Annotated in this window: 20 protein-coding genes and 1 tRNA gene; 3 read left to right on the top strand and 18 right to left on the bottom strand. The window is 63.3% G+C overall.

Annotation, left to right across the window (positions count from 1 at the left end):
* Positions 1–42: 42 nt before the first annotated feature.
* Together KSY82_RS08035 and KSY82_RS08030 are read right to left on the bottom strand one after the other, a co-directional pair.
* Complete coding sequence (locus KSY82_RS08035; protein ID WP_217750779.1) at positions 43–417, bottom strand: VOC family protein; 375 nt, start codon at positions 415–417, stop codon at positions 43–45.
* An 11-nt stretch (positions 418–428) separates the two neighbouring features.
* Entirely contained in the window at positions 429–716 is a 288-nt protein-coding gene (locus KSY82_RS08030; protein ID WP_148332642.1) for a PTS sugar transporter subunit IIB, read from the bottom strand.
* A 163-nt stretch (positions 717–879) separates the two neighbouring features.
* Between KSY82_RS08030 and KSY82_RS08025 the strand changes: the two genes are divergently transcribed.
* Complete coding sequence (locus tag KSY82_RS08025) at positions 880–1,503, top strand: hypothetical protein (protein WP_217750777.1); 624 nt, start codon at positions 880–882, stop codon at positions 1,501–1,503.
* Positions 1,504–1,534: 31 nt separating this feature from the next.
* Positions 1,535–1,619 (top strand) — tRNA-Leu (locus KSY82_RS08020).
* A 346-nt stretch (positions 1,620–1,965) separates the two neighbouring features.
* On the opposite strand, the gene KSY82_RS08015 is transcribed toward KSY82_RS08020, so the two are convergent.
* From KSY82_RS08015 to larC2, 6 genes are all read right to left on the bottom strand, one after another.
* On the bottom strand, positions 1,966–2,967 hold the full coding sequence (locus tag KSY82_RS08015; protein WP_217750775.1) for a Ppx/GppA phosphatase family protein: 1,002 nt from the start codon (positions 2,965–2,967) through the stop codon (positions 1,966–1,968).
* Positions 2,968–2,987: 20 nt separating this feature from the next.
* Positions 2,988–3,749 carry a hypothetical protein gene (locus KSY82_RS10415; protein ID WP_229028219.1) on the bottom strand — a complete coding sequence of 254 codons (762 nt, stop codon included), beginning with the start codon at positions 3,747–3,749 and terminating at the stop codon, positions 2,988–2,990.
* A 196-nt stretch (positions 3,750–3,945) separates the two neighbouring features.
* Complete coding sequence (eno, locus tag KSY82_RS08005; protein WP_117564903.1) at positions 3,946–5,235, bottom strand: phosphopyruvate hydratase; 1,290 nt, start codon at positions 5,233–5,235, stop codon at positions 3,946–3,948.
* Positions 5,236–5,426: 191 nt separating this feature from the next.
* A complete protein-coding gene (gene mazG / locus KSY82_RS08000; RefSeq protein ID WP_217750774.1) occupies positions 5,427–6,287 on the bottom strand; it encodes a nucleoside triphosphate pyrophosphohydrolase in 861 nt (286 codons plus the stop codon).
* Between the two features lie 2 nt (positions 6,288–6,289).
* Positions 6,290–6,838 carry a phosphodiesterase gene (yfcE, locus tag KSY82_RS07995; RefSeq protein ID WP_195568485.1) on the bottom strand — a complete coding sequence of 183 codons (549 nt, stop codon included), beginning with the start codon at positions 6,836–6,838 and terminating at the stop codon, positions 6,290–6,292.
* A 60-nt stretch (positions 6,839–6,898) separates the two neighbouring features.
* Complete coding sequence (gene larC2 / locus KSY82_RS07990) at positions 6,899–7,384, bottom strand: nickel pincer cofactor biosynthesis protein LarC2 (protein ID WP_254881767.1); 486 nt, start codon at positions 7,382–7,384, stop codon at positions 6,899–6,901.
* Between the two features lie 299 nt (positions 7,385–7,683).
* On the opposite strand from larC2, the gene KSY82_RS07985 reads away from it, so the two are divergent.
* Positions 7,684–8,595: a PHP domain-containing protein gene (locus tag KSY82_RS07985; RefSeq protein ID WP_217750771.1), complete on the top strand. Its 912-nt coding sequence runs from the start codon at positions 7,684–7,686 to the stop codon at positions 8,593–8,595.
* 27 nt (positions 8,596–8,622) lie between these two features.
* On the opposite strand, the gene hisE is transcribed toward KSY82_RS07985, so the two are convergent.
* The 10 genes from hisE to KSY82_RS07935 form a co-directional block, all read right to left on the bottom strand.
* A complete protein-coding gene (gene hisE, locus KSY82_RS07980) occupies positions 8,623–8,940 on the bottom strand; it encodes a phosphoribosyl-ATP diphosphatase (protein ID WP_217750769.1) in 318 nt (105 codons plus the stop codon).
* A 45-nt stretch (positions 8,941–8,985) separates the two neighbouring features.
* Positions 8,986–9,315 carry a phosphoribosyl-AMP cyclohydrolase gene (gene hisI / locus KSY82_RS07975; RefSeq protein WP_217750767.1) on the bottom strand — a complete coding sequence of 110 codons (330 nt, stop codon included), beginning with the start codon at positions 9,313–9,315 and terminating at the stop codon, positions 8,986–8,988.
* Between the two features lie 160 nt (positions 9,316–9,475).
* Positions 9,476–10,258, bottom strand: coding sequence for an imidazole glycerol phosphate synthase subunit HisF (gene hisF / locus KSY82_RS07970; RefSeq protein ID WP_217750766.1), 783 nt, complete (start codon positions 10,256–10,258; stop codon positions 9,476–9,478).
* A 3-nt stretch (positions 10,259–10,261) separates the two neighbouring features.
* Entirely contained in the window at positions 10,262–11,005 is a 744-nt protein-coding gene (locus tag KSY82_RS07965) for a 1-(5-phosphoribosyl)-5-[(5-phosphoribosylamino)methylideneamino]imidazole-4-carboxamide isomerase (RefSeq protein WP_195544820.1), read from the bottom strand.
* A complete protein-coding gene (gene hisH, locus KSY82_RS07960; RefSeq protein WP_195544819.1) occupies positions 11,002–11,703 on the bottom strand; it encodes an imidazole glycerol phosphate synthase subunit HisH in 702 nt (233 codons plus the stop codon). The genes KSY82_RS07965 and hisH overlap by 4 nt, the downstream gene beginning before the upstream one ends.
* Before the next feature lie 46 nt (positions 11,704–11,749).
* Positions 11,750–12,337, bottom strand: coding sequence for an imidazoleglycerol-phosphate dehydratase HisB (hisB, locus tag KSY82_RS07955; protein ID WP_217750763.1), 588 nt, complete (start codon positions 12,335–12,337; stop codon positions 11,750–11,752).
* Positions 12,338–13,453 (bottom strand): histidinol-phosphate transaminase, encoded by a 1,116-nt coding sequence (gene hisC / locus KSY82_RS07950; RefSeq protein ID WP_254881766.1) that lies wholly within the window; start codon positions 13,451–13,453, stop codon positions 12,338–12,340.
* A 1-nt stretch (position 13,454) separates the two neighbouring features.
* Positions 13,455–14,891, bottom strand: coding sequence for a histidinol dehydrogenase (hisD, locus tag KSY82_RS07945; protein ID WP_217750760.1), 1,437 nt, complete (start codon positions 14,889–14,891; stop codon positions 13,455–13,457).
* 105 nt (positions 14,892–14,996) lie between these two features.
* Positions 14,997–16,712, bottom strand: a complete 1,716-nt coding sequence (hisG, locus tag KSY82_RS07940; RefSeq protein WP_217750759.1) for an ATP phosphoribosyltransferase — start codon at positions 16,710–16,712, stop codon at positions 14,997–14,999.
* Positions 16,713–17,038: 326 nt separating this feature from the next.
* Positions 17,039–17,875, bottom strand: a complete 837-nt coding sequence (locus tag KSY82_RS07935) for a sugar phosphate isomerase/epimerase family protein (RefSeq protein WP_217750758.1) — start codon at positions 17,873–17,875, stop codon at positions 17,039–17,041.
* Positions 17,876–18,115: the final 240 nt, after the last annotated feature.

Raw genomic sequence — 18,115 nt, 5'->3', positions numbered from 1 at the left:
ACGCGGCCCTATCCCTTTTTGCTAGCTATGGCAGCTTGTGCGCTACTCGCGGCACAGATGCACGGCGAAGCCGGCGAACTCGCGCTTAAAGTACACGAGCTTGGTGCCGCCGTCGGGCAGCAGCACGCGCGACTCCTCGTTGACCTCGAGCCCGCGCTCGGCAAACCACTTCTCGGCCGCATCGATGTCGTTGACGGCAAAGCCAATGTGGCCCTTGGCGCCACGACCGTTCTGCTTCATGATCTCGACCAGCGAATCGTTAAAGTACGAAACCGGGGTCTCAATAACGGGCAGGCCCATCATCGTCGAGAACAGCTCCGCGATCTCCAAGGCGTCTGCCGGGTCGGCAGCGTTAATGCCCACATGGGCAACGCGCATGCCAAAGAGCTCGACCGGATTGGCGTTCTGCTCATTCATACAGGCAGCGCCTACTGAGCCATGACGTCGAGGACGGCCTTCTCGGCAGCGACGCGGTTCATGCCGGTCATGAAGGGCACGCCGCTCACGTACGGGCAGGTGAGGCCCTCGGGGGCAACGGTGGTGGCGATCAGCAGGTCGGCGCCCTCGTCGCAAACGTCCTTGGCCTCGGAGATGGCGCACTGCACGATCTCGTACTTGTCGGCGTAACCGTTGGCGTCGAGCATGGTGGCGACCTTCTGGGCAACGAGCGTGGAAGTAGCAGCGCCAGCACCGCAAGCCAAAACAATCTTCTTCATAGGTAATGTCTCCCTTCATGGTTTACTTTAGGTAAGTGTACCGCAGCGAGCGATGGCACTCGGCCTCGATGAGCTTTTATGCCAGTTTGCTTGCGCGCTGCGTATAATACATCTAGTACGTGTTGTCATACCGCTCGCTTTATGAGCGACTAAGGACCCCAATATGCCCGATTCCCGCACCCTCTGGACCGCCGTCGTCATTATTTGCATCGCCGTGTCGGTATTCTTTAGCGTCAAAAAACGCACCACGTTTAAGCGCCTGCAGCAGCTTATGGCTGCGAAGCAGTGGGACGAGTTCGATCGTTTGCTCGATGGCAAACTCACCAGCATGCTGTACCCGCGCTATAACCGCGACTACCTGCGCCTGAACTCCTATCTGCTGCGCGAGGACCACAAGCGCGCCGACGAGATGTTCGATTTGCTGCTGGGGCTCAATCTGCCCAAAATGCAGCGCGTCGACCTGGTGATCAAAGCCTTTAACTACTACGTTGGCCAGGAGGACCGCAAAAAGTCCAAGGAGCTCCTGCACGAGATCAAGGGCTTTGAGGGCGGCCAGGCCGAGGCAGTCGCGCACGAATGCCAACTGATGTACGACACGATGATCCTCAAGCGCCACAACGACATTCCCGAGCTGGAGCGCATGCTCGAGGAGGCCGGCGACGACAAGGTCAAGAGCTGCCGCCTGGAATACCTGCTAGCCCTGCAGTACAAGAACAAGGGCGACGAAGCCAAGTTCCAGGAGTTCCTGGAGAAGTCGGGCCAACACTCGATGGCCGTCAACGCGTAACGGACGGCTTGTGCTAGACTTCTAGTCTCACGGGGGCGTGGCGGAATTGGCATACGCAGGAGACTTAAAATCTCTCGCCGCAAGGATTGTGGGTTCGAGTCCCACCGCCCCTACCATGTGATTGCTTGCGAGCCCGTGTTCCCCAGGGATGCGGGCTCGCTTCTTTTAGATGCCGGTGGGACTCGAACCCGCGAGGGGGCGAGCGTTAAGCGGACGCGCAGCGTCCGTAGCGAGCCGGCGAGGGCGCCGACAGGCGGCCGAAGCCGGTGCGTATTTGCGCAGCAAATGCGCGGACGTCCCACCGCCCCTACCATTTGGTTTTTACGAGCCCGCGTCCCCCAGGGATGCGGGCTCGTTTCTTTTACACGCCGGCGGGGCTCTAAGTTGCGGTGGAATAGATCCTGTTTATACCGTTTACCAGCTTATTTAGGAACTATTTCACCGCAACTCAGAGGAAGACGGTTAAAGAGCACTCAGGCTCGGGGTCCAGCCGATGGTGGGGGTCGCGCCTTCGAGAACCTCGTTGATGGTGGCGGCCATGCCGGCGAGGAGGCTGTTCTCACTTACGGTGAGCGACTCGTAGCTACCGGCGCGCATGAGCTCGCGAACCACCACGGCGCCGGCCAGAATCACGCCCGCACGCTTGGGCTGCACGCCCGGCAGCGCAGCGATACCCTCCACATCCAGCGTAGACATATGATCGATAGCGTCCGAGATCTGCTCCATCGAAAGCTCGTGCAGGTGCACAAAGCTCGAGTCGTACGGCTCCAGCTCGTGGACCAGCGCCACGAGTGTGGTGACGGTACCGCCCACCGCGACCAAGCGCTCGGCGCGCTCAAAATCGCTCGGCAGGCTCTCAAAGTAAGCCTCGAACTGCTCGCCCGCCCAGTCGGCAGCGGCAGCAAGCTCGCCGTCCGAAGGCGGCAACGCCGAGAAGAAACGCTCCGTCACACGACGGCAACCAATGTCCAGCGAACGCGTTCCCTCCAGCGCGAAGACCCCGCGCTCCGGCGCGTATACGCCCGTCGCGAGCTCCGTGGATCCGCCGCCCGAATCGGCAACAATGATGCGCTCGCCGGCAAAGTCGTGCGCCACGCCAAAAAACGTCAGGCGCGCCTCGACCTCGCCCGGAATCACCTGCGGTTCGAGCCCCAGCTCACGCAGACCGTCCAGCAGCAGTGCGGCATTGGATGCATCGCGCGCGGCGCTCGTGCATGTGGTGCAAATGCACGCGGCCCCAAAGGCACGCGCCTCGTCCACAAACATGCGGCATGCAGCGAGCACGCGCTCGACCGCCGCCTCGCAAAAGCGACCCGTCGCGTCCACACCCTCGCCCAGGTCGGTAATCTCGGTATGCTTGGACGATTCCACGATCGCCCCGCCCTCGACCTGCGCCAGCACCAGTCGCGACGACACCGTTCCCAGATCGATCGCCGCCACCTTATATCGTTTGCAATCTGCCATTGCGGGCTCCCCTCCGGGCGCTATTTGCCGTTGGACACGACCGTCTGGCCCTCGACACCGTTAAACCCAAACAGCATGTCGAGCGCCTGGATGTACCACGGGGCGTCCTTACCGACTTCTTCGATTTCCTTGGCAACTTCGCTGGCCTTCTTGGCGTTCGACGACTTCTTGCTCGAAGACGAATCCGAATCGTCGTCCAGGCCCTGCACTTCAACCCTCTTCTCGCCGGGCATCACCAGGCCCAGATCCTCGGACGCCGCATCCTTAATGCCCTCCTCCGAGAGCAGTTTGTCGACGCTTTTTTGCAGCTCATCATTGTATTGCTGACGAATCTCGACCTGCTTGGCCAAGATATCGCTCGAACGCTTTGCCACGTACAGATCGCGCACGGGGAAATACAGGCTCACGAGCACCAGGGCAACGACAATGCCGATGAATAGCCCTCGCTGAGGACCGTGGGTAAAGTCGTAGATCGCCTTGACCACCGCGTTGTCGTTGGCGTAGTGCATAAAGTCCGAGCCCGAAAAACGGTTCGAAGGCCTGCTCGACCTATCGTGCGTTTGAGCCGACGAGCGCTGAGCATGCGACGAACGTGCCGGGCGCACTGGTCCATCTGTCGAAGTATTCACTTGAGCATTGGGGCGCGAGGTACTTGTCGGGCGTTGCATGGAGCGGTCGGCGCCGGCGTAGGCGGACCCACCGAGCTGCACCGTGCGCGCACGGCGAGGCGACGGCTCACGCGAACCGGCGGAATAGTACCTGTTGTCGTAAATCTGATCCATGTGCGCCTTGTGCGGTTGAGGTTTGTTTGCGCTAAGTATTCTAGTTATAGCACGAGCGCCCGCACCGCCTTCGCCAGCCTTTGCTCGACATAAAAAAGGCGCTGAGTCATATGGCCCAGCGCCCAATGGTGCTCAACAGCGCCCGGCTGGAGCAAGGCAAATCCGAGTCTTCCCCGCCCCCGCGACCTCCGCGTGCCTAGCGAATGTTGTAGAACGCGGCCTTGCCGGCGTAACGCGCGCTGCCCTCGAGCTCGTCCTCGATACGGATGAGCTGGTTGTACTTGGCGATACGGTCGCTACGGCACGGGGCACCCGACTTAATCTGGCCGGCATTGACGCCCACGACCAGGTCGGCGATCGTGGAGTCCTCGGTCTCGCCGGAGCGGTGGCTCACGATGCAAGCGTAACCGGCCTCCTTGGCGGTCTCGATGGCCTCGAGCGACTCGGTGAGCGTGCCGATCTGGTTGACCTTGACCAGGATCGCGTTGGCGGCACCCAGCTCGATGCCCTTCTTGAGGCGCTCGGTGTTGGTGACGAACAGGTCGTCGCCCACCAGCTGCACCTTGTTGCCAATGCGACGGGTGAGCTCGACCCAGCCGTCCCAGTCCTCCTCGGCCATGCCGTCCTCGATGGAGATGATGGGATAGGTGTCGACGAGCTTCTCCCAGTAATCGACCATCTGAGCGCTCGTATACTCAACGCCCTCGCCCTTGAGCTCGTACATGCCGGTCTCGGCGTTGTAGAACTCGGTCGAGGCCGGGTCCATGGCGTACATGAAGTCGACGCCGGGCTTAAAGCCAGCCTTCTCGACGGCCTTGGTGATGTACTCGAACGGCTCGGCATTGGTCTTAAGGTTGGGGGCAAAGCCGCCCTCGTCGCCCACGCCGCCGCCCAGGCCGGCCTCGTGCAGCACGCCCTTGAGGGTGTGGTAGACCTCGGCGCACCAACGTAGGCCCTCGGCAAAGCTCGGGGCGCCCACCGGCATGATCATGAACTCCTGGAAGTCAACGTTATTGTCGGCATGCACGCCGCCGTTGAGGATGTTCATCATGGGCGTGGGCAGCAGATGGGCGTTGACGCCGCCCAGGTACTGGTACAGCGACAGGCCCGCCGACTCGGCAGCGGCGCGGGCGACGGCCAGCGACACGCCCAGGATGGCGTTGGCACCGAGCTTGGTCTTGTTGGGGGTACCGTCCGCGGCAATCAGCGCGGCATCGACGGCGCGCTGGTCGAAGGCGTCGAGACCCACGACGGCGTTAGCGCACTCGTTGTTGACGTGCTCGACGGCCTGCGAAACGCCCTTGCCCAGGTAGCGACCCTTGTCGCCGTCGCGCAGCTCGCAGGCCTCAAAGGCGCCGGTCGAAGCACCCGAAGGCACCATTGCGCGGCCAAAGCTGCCGTCCTCGAGCACGACCTCGACCTCGACGGTGGGATTGCCGCGGCTGTCGAGCACCTCGCGACCATAGACGTCCAAAATATCGCTCATGTTGTCTCCCTCTCACTTGGAAACGGATTGAATGCTTGGCGACACGGCTTGCACGCTGCAGCGGCGCGCAGGTTCATAAGTTAGCCTTGTCGCACTTTTTGCATTATGCCCTAAGTTAGCCAAGGGATACAATCTTTTTATAAAAATAATGGGAGCAATGGGACAAGTCCGTCCCGTCGCTCCCGCGGTTATTACTCCCCTGCCTTTGCGACATCCCAGAGGTCGTTGAGGCCATGGGTCGAAAGCTCGGCAAGATCCACGTGGGCATCGGCCGCCATCTGCTCCATTGCGGCCCAGCGGCGACGGAACTTGGCCGTGCTCGCGCGCAGGACGCTCTCGGCGTCAATCCCCTCTTTGCGCGCAACGTTGACTAGGGCAAAGAGCAAGTCGCCAAACTCCATCTCGCGCTCGGGCGAGCCGGGCTCCTCGGCCTCAAACTCGGCACGCTCCTCGGCAACCTCGTCCCAAACATCCTGGACCGTCTCCCACTCAAAGCCCACGGCAGCCGCCTTGCGTGACACCTTCTGAGCCTGCATCAGCGCCGGCAGATGCGTGGGCACGCCGTCGAGCAGGCCCTCGGGCGCAGCCTCACCCGCCGCTACGGCCTTGTCCTTGGCGGCCTTCTCGGCAAGCTTAACCTCGTCCCAAATCTTTAGCACCTCGTCGGAGTTGTCGGCATCCGCATCGCCAAACACGTGTGGGTGACGACGGATGAGCTTGGCGTCGATATCGCGCGCCACGTCGGCCAGCGTAAACTCTCCGGCGTCCGCCGCGATCTGCGCATGCAACACTACCTGCATGAGCACGTCGCCCAGCTCCTCGCGCAGATGCGCCGCGTCGTCGGCCTCGATGCAGTCGAGCGCCTCGTAGGCCTCCTCAATCATGTTCTTGCCGATGCTCTGATGTGTCTGCTCGCGATCCCACGGGCAGCCATCGGGCTGACGCAAGCGCCAGATGGTCTGTACCAGATGTTGAAGCTCGGCCGACGCATCGACCAGCGTGGACAGATCGCGCGAGCCCTCGGCATTTTGCCGAGCCATGTGCTGCGCCATGGTTATTCCTCCTCCAGGATCACGTGACGGAACACGCCGCCCTCGTAGATGCCGTAGCTGTGCGTTCCGTCCTTGGGAATGCTCACGCTGCCGGGGTTGAAGAGCCACAGGCCCGGGTGCGCGGCGCTTTCTTCGTTAACCTTGATGTGCGTGTGGCCGTAGACGAGCGCGGAGCCCTCGGGCAGCGCGGGCGCGTGGTCAACGCTGTTGTGCACGCCGGCGCCAAAGACGTGGCCGTGCGTCAGGAACAGCTCGCGGCCGGTCTCGTCGAACAGGGTGGCGTAGTCGGCCATGACGGGGAAATCGAGCACCATCTGGTCGACCTCGGCGTCGCAGTTGCCGCGCACCGCGATGATGCGGTCGGCCAGGGCGTTGAGCAGCGGAATCACGCGCTTGGGGGCGTAATCGCGCGGCAGGTCGTTACGCGGTCCGTGGTAGAGCAGGTCGCCCAGTAGCACGATGCGGTCGGGCTGCTCGGATTCGATAGCGGTGCAGAGGCGCTCGGCCCAATATGCCGAGCCGTGGATGTCAGAGGCGATGAGGTATTTCATGGGAAGATCCTTTCGAATGGGGTTGATATGGCTGGGCGCAGAATGTCGCCACCAGCCGCATTATTCAAATCGCAGTGCCGCGCTCTGAGCCGCCTGCATCACGCGCTGGAGCGGCACATTGTGCTCACGGGCAAGGCGGGCGCAGTCCTCGTACTCGGGCGCTGCACGCTCGCTGCCGTCGGGCAGGGTGGCCACCTTGACGAACACCTCGCCCCATGGCGTCGTTACGCGCTCAAAGCGGCGTGGTAGGCAAACGCGCTCCATAACCTGGCGACGAATGCCGTTGGTCGTGGTTTCCAAGAAGATGATCGTCTGCAGGCGCTCGATATCCTCGTAGGTGCAGATTACCTGCAGCTGCCAGCCGGGGCGGCCTTTCTTACAATAGAGGGGCAGCCAGTGCACCTCGCGCGCACCCGCCTCGCGCAGGCGGTCGGCGGCGTAGGCGAGTACCTCAGGCGACGCGTCGTCGATGTCGCATTCCAGCTTGACGATGGTTTCGGGCGCATCGGTCTCGCGGGACAGCGGGGATGTGCTATCGCATGGCATACGGTCCGGCTCCTTTCCGCGCAGGCTCGTTTTGTTCATCCAAACGCTAGCACATCGGACGTGGCACAAGCGTGACTTTCGTCCGTCGCCGCCCTTGCCCCCATCCAAACGTGTACGTCAGCCTCCAAACATGTCATTATTTGTCGGTTTTGGAGGCTGACGTACACGTTTTGAGAGCAAGCGAGGCCGCACCACGCGCCGCGCAACCTTTCCAATCGATTTCGATCCCCGGCGTGCCCGGCGTGTTGAGAGCTGCGCCATTACAATGAAGCGGATTCGCTTGACGCAAAGGAGCTGCCATGTCTGCTTGCCCGCTGGTCGATTGCCACACCCACACCACGTTTTCGGATGGCCATGCCTCGTTTGAGGACAACGCCCGCGCTGCTGCCGCCGCCGGCTGCCGCGTTATGGTCTCGACTGACCACCTCACCCTGCCCGCCAGCATGGACGCCAACTGCGAAGTACAAGTTGCCGAAGGCGACCTGACGGCGCATCGCCTGGCATTTGAGGACGCCCGCAAGCTCGCCGCGCAGATTGCGCCGGAGCTCGAGCTTATCTATGGTTTTGAATGCGACTGGTACGAAGGTTGCGAGCCTTTGGTTGAGCGCTGGTCCGCGGGTGCCATAGTGCGCTTGGGCAGCGTGCACTGGATTGGCAACCCAGGCGATATCATGGCCGGTGCCGCGGGTACGGCGGGAACGGAGGACGTCGCTCGTCCCGATACGCCCGATTCGCGCTGCGGCTGGATCGACGATGACACCAACTTGCACGTTTGGGAAAACCTGGGGGTACGCGGCGTGTGGGAGCGCTATGTCGATGACTGGTGCCGCGCCTGCGAGAGCCCGCTTAACTTTGATGTGATGGCTCATCCCGACCTGGTCATGCGCTTTTCGAAGGAAGGCTTTGCACCCGATTTTGACCCCGCACCGCTCTGGAAGCAGATGGCAGAGTGTGCACACGACACGGGCCGCCGCGTTGAGGTCTCGACGGCCGCACCGCGCAAGGGGCTCGACGACTACTACCCCGCGACCGGCCTTTTGCGCCGCTTTGCCCATGCCGAAGTGCCGATCACCTTTGGCTCGGACGCGCACCGCGCCTGTAATATCTGCTGGATCATCCGCGAGGCCCAGGCCCACGCCTACGACTGCGGTTATCGAACCTTCGACATCCCCCACCTCACCGGAGAATGGGAGTCCACACCCCTCGCCTAACTAGTCGTTTAAGAACGTCCCCAATGACTAGTGGCGGCGGGCGTTGAGTTCGCCGGCAAGCTCGTCGAGGGTGATACCGTAGCGCTCAAGGGTTACGAGCAGGTGGTAGACCAGGTCGCCGGCCTCGTAGCGGATGTGATCGTGATCGTTATCCTTGCAGGCCATGATCACCTCGCTCGACTCCTCGGCAAGCTTCTTGAGCAGCTCATCCTCGACGTCGGCCAGCAGACGCGCGGTATAGCTCTCCTGCGGCGATGCATCACGACGACCGTGAATCACCTCGGCCAGACCTGTCAGCGTCTCACCGATATTTCCATCCTGAATGTTTGCGGTGCGCACACCCATAGTTCAATCCTTTCTGGTGGCCGAGCGTCTAATCGAGCGCCCGCCCTACGCGAGTTTCTTAAAGAAGCAGGTACGGTTGCCGGTGTGGCAAGCCGGGCCCGGCGAGTCAACCTTGACCAGCAGCGTATCGCTATCGCAGTCGGCCCAGAGCTCCTTGACCGCTTGCATATTGCCGCTCGTCGCGCCCTTGTTCCAGAGCTCCTGGCGACTGCGGCTCCAAAACCACGTGGTGCCGGTCTTGAGCGTCAACCCCACCGACTCCTCGTTCATCCAAGCAACCATAAGCACCTCGCCGGTGTCATACTGCTGAACCACACAAGGAATCAACCCACGGGCGTCGTATTTCAGCTCGGTAGCATTTACCACCTCAGTCATCATTCCTCCCAAGTAATTACCGTGAACATCGCAGGTCGGCGAGGCTTGCCCAGGTGCCGCAGGTTGCCGCGAAAGAGGAGCGACGCGTACTTTGGTACGCGAGCGACGGTTTGAACGGCAAGATGCGGTGCCTGGACAAGCCGCAGCGAAGCCCGCAGCATTAGAAGTCCAACCTCACAGGAATGCCCTGCGACGCCATATACTCCTTCACCTGGCGAATGCTGAACGTCCCAAAGTGAAAGACGCTTGCCGCCAGTACGGCGTCGGCTTCGCCCTCGATCACACCCTCAGCAAAATGCTCGAGCGTGCCCACGCCGCCGCTCGCGATGACGGGAATCGGCACCGCGCGCGCCACGGCGCGGGTGAGCGCCAGGTCAAAGCCGGCCTTGGTGCCGTCGCGGTCCATACTGGTGAGCAAGATCTCGCCGGCGCCGCGACGGGCCGCCTCCTCGGCCCACGCCACCGCGTCGATACCCGTGGCGTTGCGGCCGCCTGCGGTAAAGACCTCCCACTTGTCGGTACCAGATGCGCCGGGCAAACCGACGCGCTTGGCATCGATCGCCACGACCACGGCCTGGCTGCCAAACGCCGCGGCAGCCTGGCTAATCAACGACGGATCGCGCACGGCGGCAGAGTTAAGCGACACCTTGTCGGCGCCGGCTGCAACCATGGTGCGCATGCCCGCCAGGTCGCGAAAGCCGCCGCCCACGGTATAGGGAATAGCGAGCTCCTCGGCCGCATGCGCCGCCATCTCGATGGTCGTCGCGCGGTTGTCGCTCGTGGCGGTAATGTCCAGGAAGACAACCTCGTCCGCACCCTCGCGGTCGTAGGCGCGGGCTAGCTCCACCGGGTCGCCCGCATCGCGCAGGCTCACAAAGTTGACGCCCTTGACCACGCGGCCGTCCTTGACGTCCAAGCAGGGAATCACGCGTTTGGTAAGCATGGGCTACTCCTCCCCTCGGGCGGCGGCTAGCGCCTGGGCCAGCGTAAAGTTGCCCTCGTAGAGCGCACGGCCGGTAATGGCGCCCTCAATAGCATCCTCACCCACCGCGGCCAGTGCGCGGATATCGTCGAGCGTCGAGATACCACCCGAAGCCACGACGGGAAAGCCCGCGACCTCGGCCACATGACGATACGCCGCCACATCGATGCCCGTCTGCATGCCATCGCGCGCGATGTCGGTATACACCAGATGCTTAAAGCCCAGCTCGGAAAGCTGCGCCACGGCATCGTCGAGTGCCACGCCCGCGCCGTCGCGCCAGCCGTTCACCTTGACCTGGCCGTCGCGTGCGGCGATATCTGCCACCAGCAGCTCGCCAAAGCCACGAGCCGCCACCTCGGCAAATCCCGGCTCGGTCACGATCACCGTGCCCAGCGCGATGCGACGCGCGCCATAGCCGGCAAGCTCGTCGATGCGCGCGAGCGAGCGAACGCCGCCGCCCACGTCCACGGACAGACCGTCGACGCCGCAGATAGCCTTTATCGCCGCCGAGTTGGCAGCGCACGCGTCCTCGTCCTCGCCAAAGGCAGCGGACAGGTCGACGACGTGCACCCAGCTCGTGCCCTGCTCGGCAAAGGAGCGGGCAACGGCCACGGGGTCGTCGGAATATACCTTGCAGCGGCTCCGGTCACCGCGCTCCAGGCGCACGACCTTACCGCCGATCAAATCGATTGCGGGAAACAGAATCATCGGCCGGCCCCCTCGACGATGCTCACAAAGTTTTTAAGAATGCGCTGACCCAGCGCGGAGGATTTCTCGGGATGGAACTGGCAGCCCCACACGTTGCCATGGCGCACGATGCACGGGAAGCTCCGCGTATAGTGCGTGCGCGCCAGCACATCGGCGGCATCGGCATCGTCGGACACCGCGTAGCTGTGGGTGAAGTACATGTTGGCACCCTCGGCAAAACCAGTAAGCAGCGGATCGGCCGCACCGGTGGGCGTCATGTGCACCTGGTCCCAGCCCACGTGCGGCACCTTCAGGCGACTCGACTCCAAGCGCGTGCACGAACCGCACATAATACCCAGGCCATCGACCCAGGGGCCACCGGCCTGCTGGGGGGTGTTGCCATCGGCAACCGCGCCCTCGTCCGCAGGCACGCCTTCGTTGCCGCGCTCAAAAAATAGCTGAAGGCCCAGGCAAATGCCGAGCAGCGGAGTTCCGGTGGCGACAGCATCGAGCACCGCGTCCGCCTCGCCACTCTGGCGCATAAAGGCGATCGCGTCATAGAACGCGCCCACGCCCGGAATGACCAGGCCGTCGACGCGGCGGATCTGCTCCGGATCGTCCGATGTGCAGGCGGCGGCACCGGCGCGCGCAAGCCCGCGCACGACGCTCGACAAGTTGCCCTTGTGGTAGTCAACTACCACGATCTTCGGTTCGCCCACGCGACCCTCCTTTTCCCCATTCAAAACCTGTCCCTTTTTTGGCAGGTTACAGCGAACCCTTGGTGCTAGGGATGCCCTGCACGCGGGAATCGAGCTCGCAGGCATGGCGCATCGTGCGGCCCACGGCCTTAAAGGCGGCCTCGATAATGTGATGCGAGTTGCCGCCCGCCAGCTCGCGCACGTGCAGCGTGAGCTTGGCGTCGCGCGCAAAGGCGTAGAAGAACTCGACGGCCAGCTCGGTATCGAAGCTGCCCGCGCGCTCGGTCGGCACGGGCAGCTCGCAGTAGGCCTGCCCGCGGCCCGAAATATCAACAGCAGCCATCACAAGTGTCTCGTCCATGGCGATCGCCGCGTCGGCAAAGCGCGTAATGCCCGCCTTGTCGCCCAGCGCCTGGCAGAACGCCTCGCCCAGCACAATGCCCACATCCTCGACGGTGTGGTGCGCGTCGACTTCCACGTCGCCCACCGCGTGTACCGTCAAATCAAACAAACCATGGCGGCCAAAGGCGTTGAGCATGTGGTCGAAAAACGGCACGCCGGTCGAGATGTCGCACACGCCAGATCCGTCCAGGTCGAGCTTTACGACAATGTCGGTCTCGCCCGTCTTGCGGGTCACCTCGGCATAACGGCCCATCTACATCTCCTCCTTCACCAGCGCGGCAAACGCGGCCAGCACCTCGTCATTTTCCTGCGGCGTGCCCACGGTAATGCGTAGGCAGTCCGCGAGCCCCGGCGCGTAGCTAAAGTCGCGCACCAAAAGTGAATACTCGTCGCGCAGGCGCTCGCGCACGCGCGTGGCATGCGGCGTGCGCACGAGCACAAAGTTCGCCGCGCTCGGCCACGCCTCCACGGGCAGACCCTCGGCAGCCATTGCGTGCAGGGCACACAGTTCGCGCTCGCGCTCGGATGCAACCTGTGCTACCACGGGTGCGTACGCATCGCGGGCACGCACGCAGGCAAGCGCGGCGGCCTGGCTCAGCACGTTAACCGAGTAGATCTGGCGAATTGCCGCAAACACATCGATGGCCTCGGGCGCCGCGATCACATAGCCCAGACGCGTGCCGGCGGCGCCGAACGCCTTGGACAGCGTATGCAGAATCACCAGGTTGGGATGCTCGGCGATAAGCCCCTGCGCCGTAGTAGCCGCGCCAAACGAATCGTCGGCAAACTCAACGTAGGCCTCGTCGACCATGACCATGCCGGGGCACGCATCGCACAGGGCCGCGACAAAGTCGAGCGGCGTCACATCGCCCGTGGGGTTATTGGGCGAGGTCACGATCGCCAGATTGCACTCGGGCGCCGCTGCGAGCACAGCCGCTTGGTCGAGCTCAAAGGTCGCCGGGTCGCGCCACACATCGCGCACCTCGGTCTGACAAAGCGACGCAAAGAACGCATACTCACTAAAGCACGGCGGGCAGTTGAGCAGGGTCCGTCCCGCGTCGCCAAACGCCAGCAGGTAGTTATAGAGCAGCTCGTCGCCGCCGTTGCCCACGCAGATGTTCTCGCGCGCCACACCATGCCAAGCGGCAAGCTCGTCGCGCAGATCGTTGGACATGGGATCGGGATAGCGGTTGAGCGGTGTAGCAGCCAGGGCGGCGTCGACCGCCTCGCGCACGCCAGCCGGCACGGGATAGGTGTTCTCGTTGGCCGAAAGGTTGATGCGCGTGGGCGTAAAATTGGGGTCGTAGGGCTCAATGCCGGCCAAGTAGGGCTGGACGAGCTCCTTCATACGGGGCGTCAGCTCGGCCATATTAGGCCTCCTTGCCGGTCGGGCCAACGCCATCCGCGCTCACAACCGCCAGGTCAACGCCCTCGGCAACCGTCGCCACGGCGTCGCCCGGCCAGGCAACCTTGGTCAGGTCGGCCGCGGCGAGCAACTCGGCGCTCACGGCATCCTCGCCCTGCTCCAACACGCGACGGCGCAGTGCGGCAGAAAGCGCGTGTGCCCACAGGCCCTCGGCCTCGGCCAGACGCTGCGTAGCGGGAGCGTCGGAGAGCAAGCCCTCGGGCGTATAGCAAATGACACTCGAGCGCTTGACGAACTCCTCCACCGAAAGCGGGTTGGAGAACATGGCGGTGCCGCCGGTCGGCAGCGTGTGGTTGGGGCCGGCAACGTAATCGCCGAGCGGCTCGGAACTCCAAGCGCCCACAAAGATGGCGCCGGCGTTGCGGATACCGCCGAGCAGGCCCATCGCATCCTTGCAGTGCAGCTCCAGGTGCTCGGGCGCCACGGTGTTCACCGCCTCGACGGCGGCAGCCATGTCGGCTGCCACCACGATGGTGCCCTCATTGTCGAGCGAGGCACGCGTGATCTCGGCACGCGGCGACTGCGCTACCAGAATGTCGATACCCGCCTCGACCTCACGCGCAAACTGCTCGTCGCAGGCCACCAGATAGCAGGCCGCCAGCGGATCATGCTCGGCCTGGGCCATCAGGTCGGCCGCGACCACCATAGGCTTGGCCGTGGCGTCGGCCAGCACGCAGACCTCGGAGGGACCGGCGACCATATCGATACCCACGTCACCCGAGACAATCTGTTTGGCAGCGGCGACGAAGGCGTTGCCCGGGCCGGTGATCTTGTCGACACGCGGAATGGTCTCGGTACCGTACGCCAGCGCGGCCACGGCCTGGGCGCCGCCCACCATATAGATCTCGTCCACGCCACCGAGCTTGGCGGCCGCGAGCGTATACGGGCTGATCAGGCCATCTTTTTGCGGCGGAGTCACCATGACCACGCGCTTGACGCCGGCCACCTTGGCGGGAATGGCGTTCATGAGCACGGTGGAGGGATACTGCGCGCGGCCGCCCGGCACGTAGATGCCGGCCGCAGCAAGCGGGGTCACCTTAACGCCGAGCATCGTGCCGTCCGGGCGCGTGGTAAACCAGCTCTGCTCGACCTCGCGCTGGTGGAACTCGCGAATCTGGCATGCGGCCTTTTCGAGCGCCGCGACAAAGGCGGGATCGAGGCCTTCGAGCGCGGCATCGATCTGCTCTTGCGGCAGACGGAAGCTCTGCAGCTCAACACCATCAAAACGCTGGCAATAGTCGCGCACCGCGGCATCGCCGTTGGCGCGCACGTTGGCTACGATATCGCGGGCAGCGTCGACGATGTTTTGCGGCAGCACGCCCTTGCGGTTGAGCTGGTTGGTAACGAGGCGCTCACCGGGAGCAAGCTTGATGGTCTTCATATCGGTATCCCCTATCGGTCGAGGTTTTGTTCGAGAAACGAGAGACCGGGCGGCGGTGCCAATCAGCCCGCAGCCCGGACGTTGGGGCGCCCGTACGTGCTCGCGCTATTGCGCCGAGCCCGCAACGGGCTCAAAATGCTTGTCCTTCACGGCTGCCGCCAAGCGATCGGCCAGATTGCGTACGCGCGGATCCAGACGTGCGGCACCCGGGTTGACAAAGAAGCGGGCCGTGCAGTCCATGATGCGACCGGTGATGACCAGGTCGTTGTCGCGCAGCGTGGCGCCCGTGGCGGTAATATCCACGATGCGATCGGTCATGCCGACGATGGGGCCCAGCTCGATGTTGCCGTGCAGCGAAACGATGTCGGCGTTCACGCCGCGCTCGGCATACCAGGCACTCGCGATGCGCGGATACTTGGTTGCCACGCGAAGCGACCCGCGGCGAGCATAGTTGCGCTCGGCCTGACCGGCGCGCCATGCGGGCTCCGCCTCGATAAAGGTGCACAGGCCGTAGCCCAGGTCGACCAGCTGCAGCAGGTTGAGGTCTGCCTCGATAAGCGAATCCCAACCGCAGATGCCACAATCGGCACCGCCACAGCCCACAAAAGCAGGCGCGTCGCTGGGGCGCACGATGACAAACTCGATATCGCCGACCGCGCCCTCGCCGACACGCGTGTCGCGGCCGCGCACGATCAGGTGACGGCCGGGGTCACGCAGCTCGGAGACGTCCAGGCCCGCGGTCTCGAGCACGTCGAGCGTGTCGGCCTTAAGCGAGCCCTTGGGCACGGCGATACGCAGCGGCCCCTCGGCGCCACGGCCCACGGCGTGGTCGCCATCGGAAGCGGCGTCCTCGGCCGAGGTGCGCACGGCCTCCAGACGCTCGAGCGAAAAGGCGAAGCCCGCCGCCGGCACCTCGATACCGTCGCCAAACGCACCGGTAAAGATGGAGTCGTAGCGTCCGCCCGAACCGACCGGATCGGGCAGGCCGCCGGCATAGGCCTTAAAGACCAGACCCGTGTAGTAATCAAAAGAATTCATGATGGAGAAGTCGAAGGACAGCACCTGGGCGTCCTCGGGAGCCAGGCCCTCGACCAGGGCACGCAGCTCGCGCGTCAGCGGCGCGACGATGCCGGCAGCCTCCAGCAGCGCATCCACGCGGTCGAGCACCTCGGCACCACCGTGCAGGCGCGGCAGCTCGCTAATGGCAGCCTTGACGGCATCGGACTCGGCGCTGGCAGCCACGCGGGCATCGAGGCCCACAAAGTCGTTGGCATGCACGCAGCGCAGGGCCTCGGCAGCCAGCTCACGATCCTCGCATACCGCGAGCAATTCCTTAAAAGGACGCACGCTGCCTGCGATAATGCGCGCATCGGGAAGTGCCAGCTCGCGCACGGCCTCGGCGACCAGCGAGACAATCTCGACATCGCCCGAGGTATCGCCCGCGCCGATAAGCTCAAAGCCCAACTGCGTAAACTGGCGCGAACCACCGGCATTGCGCTGACACTCGCGAACCACCGGCGCCTCGTAGCGAAGGCGTAGGGGCAGGTCGGCCGCGCGCATGCGGGTCGAAACCAGGCGCACGATCGGCAGCGTGTTGTCGGGACGGACCACCAGCAGGCGACCGTCGTCATCAAAGAGCTTAAACGGCGTGTCCGCAATGCGGCCGCCTTCCTCGAGCGAACCCTTGTCCTCGAGCAGCGGCGTCTCGACCGGAAGGTAATGATGCTCCCTAAAGCAGCCCTTCACCGTACATGCGATCTCCTCGCGCGTCTGAGCTTCCTCGGGCAATATGTCCCGGAATCCCCACGGTGTGGCCGTCATCTGGTGAGCCTCCTCATGCTGTGTTTCATATAGAGCAGAAGACCGGCATAGCTCCGCCGGTCTTCTGGGTACTTTAGCATACTAGAGTGTTTGCGGGGAGAATCGTCCTCCTCGGCTCATAGCGTATTCATTTGGAAACATAGGGGAAAGCGTGTCCCGCCCGCCAGCCAAAAACTGGGATGCGGTTTCCGGTTGAGGTCCTCAGCGGAAAGTATGTCCCATTCTGAGCGCCCGTTCTGGGACGTGCTTTCCGCCAGAAGCCTCAAGCGGAAAGCACGTCCCGTTTCTCAAAAAACGTCAAACGCCAACTCGGCGCCCTGTCCCACTTAGGCGCCAATCGCGCGTCGGTACTCCGCCATAACCTGAGCGTCGGCAGCTGCGGGGTCGGCAAAATAGCGCCAGTCATAGGTCTCGGCCGAAACAACTCCGCGATAGCCGCGCGCCACCAGCCTATCCAGGTCGGCGCGCATATCGCGGTCGCCGTCACCCCAAGCAAGATGCGTCGTGCCATCTGCCGCAACATCGACAAAATGCACGTGGGCGACATCATCGCCAAGCAGATCGAAATAATCGTCGATGGTATCCCCCGCCACCGCCATAGCGCCCAAATCCAGACACGCCTTAAGTGCCGGATGATCAACTGCCTCGATCATGCGCTTCGTGTCGGCCGCCGAGTTCACGATCATCGACTCAACCGGCTGTAGGGCCTCGAGCACCAGTCGCACGCCGCGCTCTCCCGCATGCTCGGCAATCGCACGCAGCATCGAGGCGCTGCGACCCCACGCGTCCTCGATCGGCTCGTTCAAAAATGCCCAGCCACTCGAGACCATGACCTGCTCGGCTCCAAGTTCCGCCGCGATATCCACAACGTTCTTAAAGTACGCGAGCGTGCGAGCGCGCGCCTCATTCCCGCGCGCCGCGATATTCCACGGCTTGGGGTTGTTCTGTTCGGGACAAAGCCCCACAATCCGAATCCCATACCGCTGTGACAGCTCCTGCACCTGCTCGAGCGAATCGTATCCATGGCAATCGACATACAGATGCATCGCCCCGGTCCAAAGCTCGCAACACGTGTAGCCCGAGGCCGCTGCCGAAGAAAAGAATTCCTCAAGGTCAAAATAACGATGGCTGATATTCATGACGGCAAGCTGGGGATAGCTCATAATTACTCTCCAACCCAAGCGAGGCCCCGTTCCATATAGGAGCGAGGCCCAATTACACAAACGTTATTTGCTCTTAGTAGTCGAACTGGTGATAGTAGCGACGGTAGTTGAGGTTGTGCTTGGTGACCGTCTCGTAGTAAGCGGCAAGGCGATCGGTGATCAGCGAGGAGAGGATCCACGGAGACACGATGACGCGGAACTCGTCGTCAAGGCCGGGGATCGCGAACTCGGCGGTGTCGA

Origin of the sequence: Collinsella aerofaciens, assembly GCF_019131995.1 — a bacterium.
GTDB classification, from domain to species: domain Bacteria; phylum Actinomycetota; class Coriobacteriia; order Coriobacteriales; family Coriobacteriaceae; genus Collinsella; species Collinsella aerofaciens_S.
The sequence above is the reverse complement of the archived record's forward strand: the minus strand, read 5'-3'. Positions and strand labels throughout refer to the sequence as shown.

Coding starts and splice junctions, on each gene's coding strand:
- hisE (WP_217750769.1), bottom strand. CDS start 8,940: ATGGGTGTGCGCACCGCAAACATTCAGGATGGAAATATCGGTGAGACG.
- KSY82_RS07985 (WP_217750771.1), top strand. CDS start 7,684: ATGTCTGCTTGCCCGCTGGTCGATTGCCACACCCACACCACGTTTTCG.
- KSY82_RS08025 (WP_217750777.1), top strand. CDS start 880: ATGCCCGATTCCCGCACCCTCTGGACCGCCGTCGTCATTATTTGCATC.
- hisC (WP_254881766.1), bottom strand. CDS start 13,453: ATGGCCGAGCTGACGCCCCGTATGAAGGAGCTCGTCCAGCCCTACTTG.
- KSY82_RS08015 (WP_217750775.1), bottom strand. CDS start 2,967: ATGGCAGATTGCAAACGATATAAGGTGGCGGCGATCGATCTGGGAACG.
- KSY82_RS08035 (WP_217750779.1), bottom strand. CDS start 417: ATGAATGAGCAGAACGCCAATCCGGTCGAGCTCTTTGGCATGCGCGTT.
- mazG (WP_217750774.1), bottom strand. CDS start 6,287: ATGGCGCAGCACATGGCTCGGCAAAATGCCGAGGGCTCGCGCGATCTG.
- KSY82_RS07935 (WP_217750758.1), bottom strand. CDS start 17,875: ATGAGCTATCCCCAGCTTGCCGTCATGAATATCAGCCATCGTTATTTT.
- KSY82_RS07965 (WP_195544820.1), bottom strand. CDS start 11,005: ATGATTCTGTTTCCCGCAATCGATTTGATCGGCGGTAAGGTCGTGCGC.
- larC2 (WP_254881767.1), bottom strand. CDS start 7,384: ATGCCATGCGATAGCACATCCCCGCTGTCCCGCGAGACCGATGCGCCC.
- hisB (WP_217750763.1), bottom strand. CDS start 12,337: ATGGGCCGTTATGCCGAGGTGACCCGCAAGACGGGCGAGACCGACATT.
- hisF (WP_217750766.1), bottom strand. CDS start 10,258: ATGCTTACCAAACGCGTGATTCCCTGCTTGGACGTCAAGGACGGCCGC.
- yfcE (WP_195568485.1), bottom strand. CDS start 6,838: ATGAAATACCTCATCGCCTCTGACATCCACGGCTCGGCATATTGGGCC.
- hisD (WP_217750760.1), bottom strand. CDS start 14,891: ATGAAGACCATCAAGCTTGCTCCCGGTGAGCGCCTCGTTACCAACCAG.
- eno (WP_117564903.1), bottom strand. CDS start 5,235: ATGAGCGATATTTTGGACGTCTATGGTCGCGAGGTGCTCGACAGCCGC.
- hisI (WP_217750767.1), bottom strand. CDS start 9,315: ATGACTGAGGTGGTAAATGCTACCGAGCTGAAATACGACGCCCGTGGG.
- KSY82_RS08030 (WP_148332642.1), bottom strand. CDS start 716: ATGAAGAAGATTGTTTTGGCTTGCGGTGCTGGCGCTGCTACTTCCACG.
- hisG (WP_217750759.1), bottom strand. CDS start 16,712: ATGACGGCCACACCGTGGGGATTCCGGGACATATTGCCCGAGGAAGCT.
- KSY82_RS10415 (WP_229028219.1), bottom strand. CDS start 3,749: ATGGATCAGATTTACGACAACAGGTACTATTCCGCCGGTTCGCGTGAG.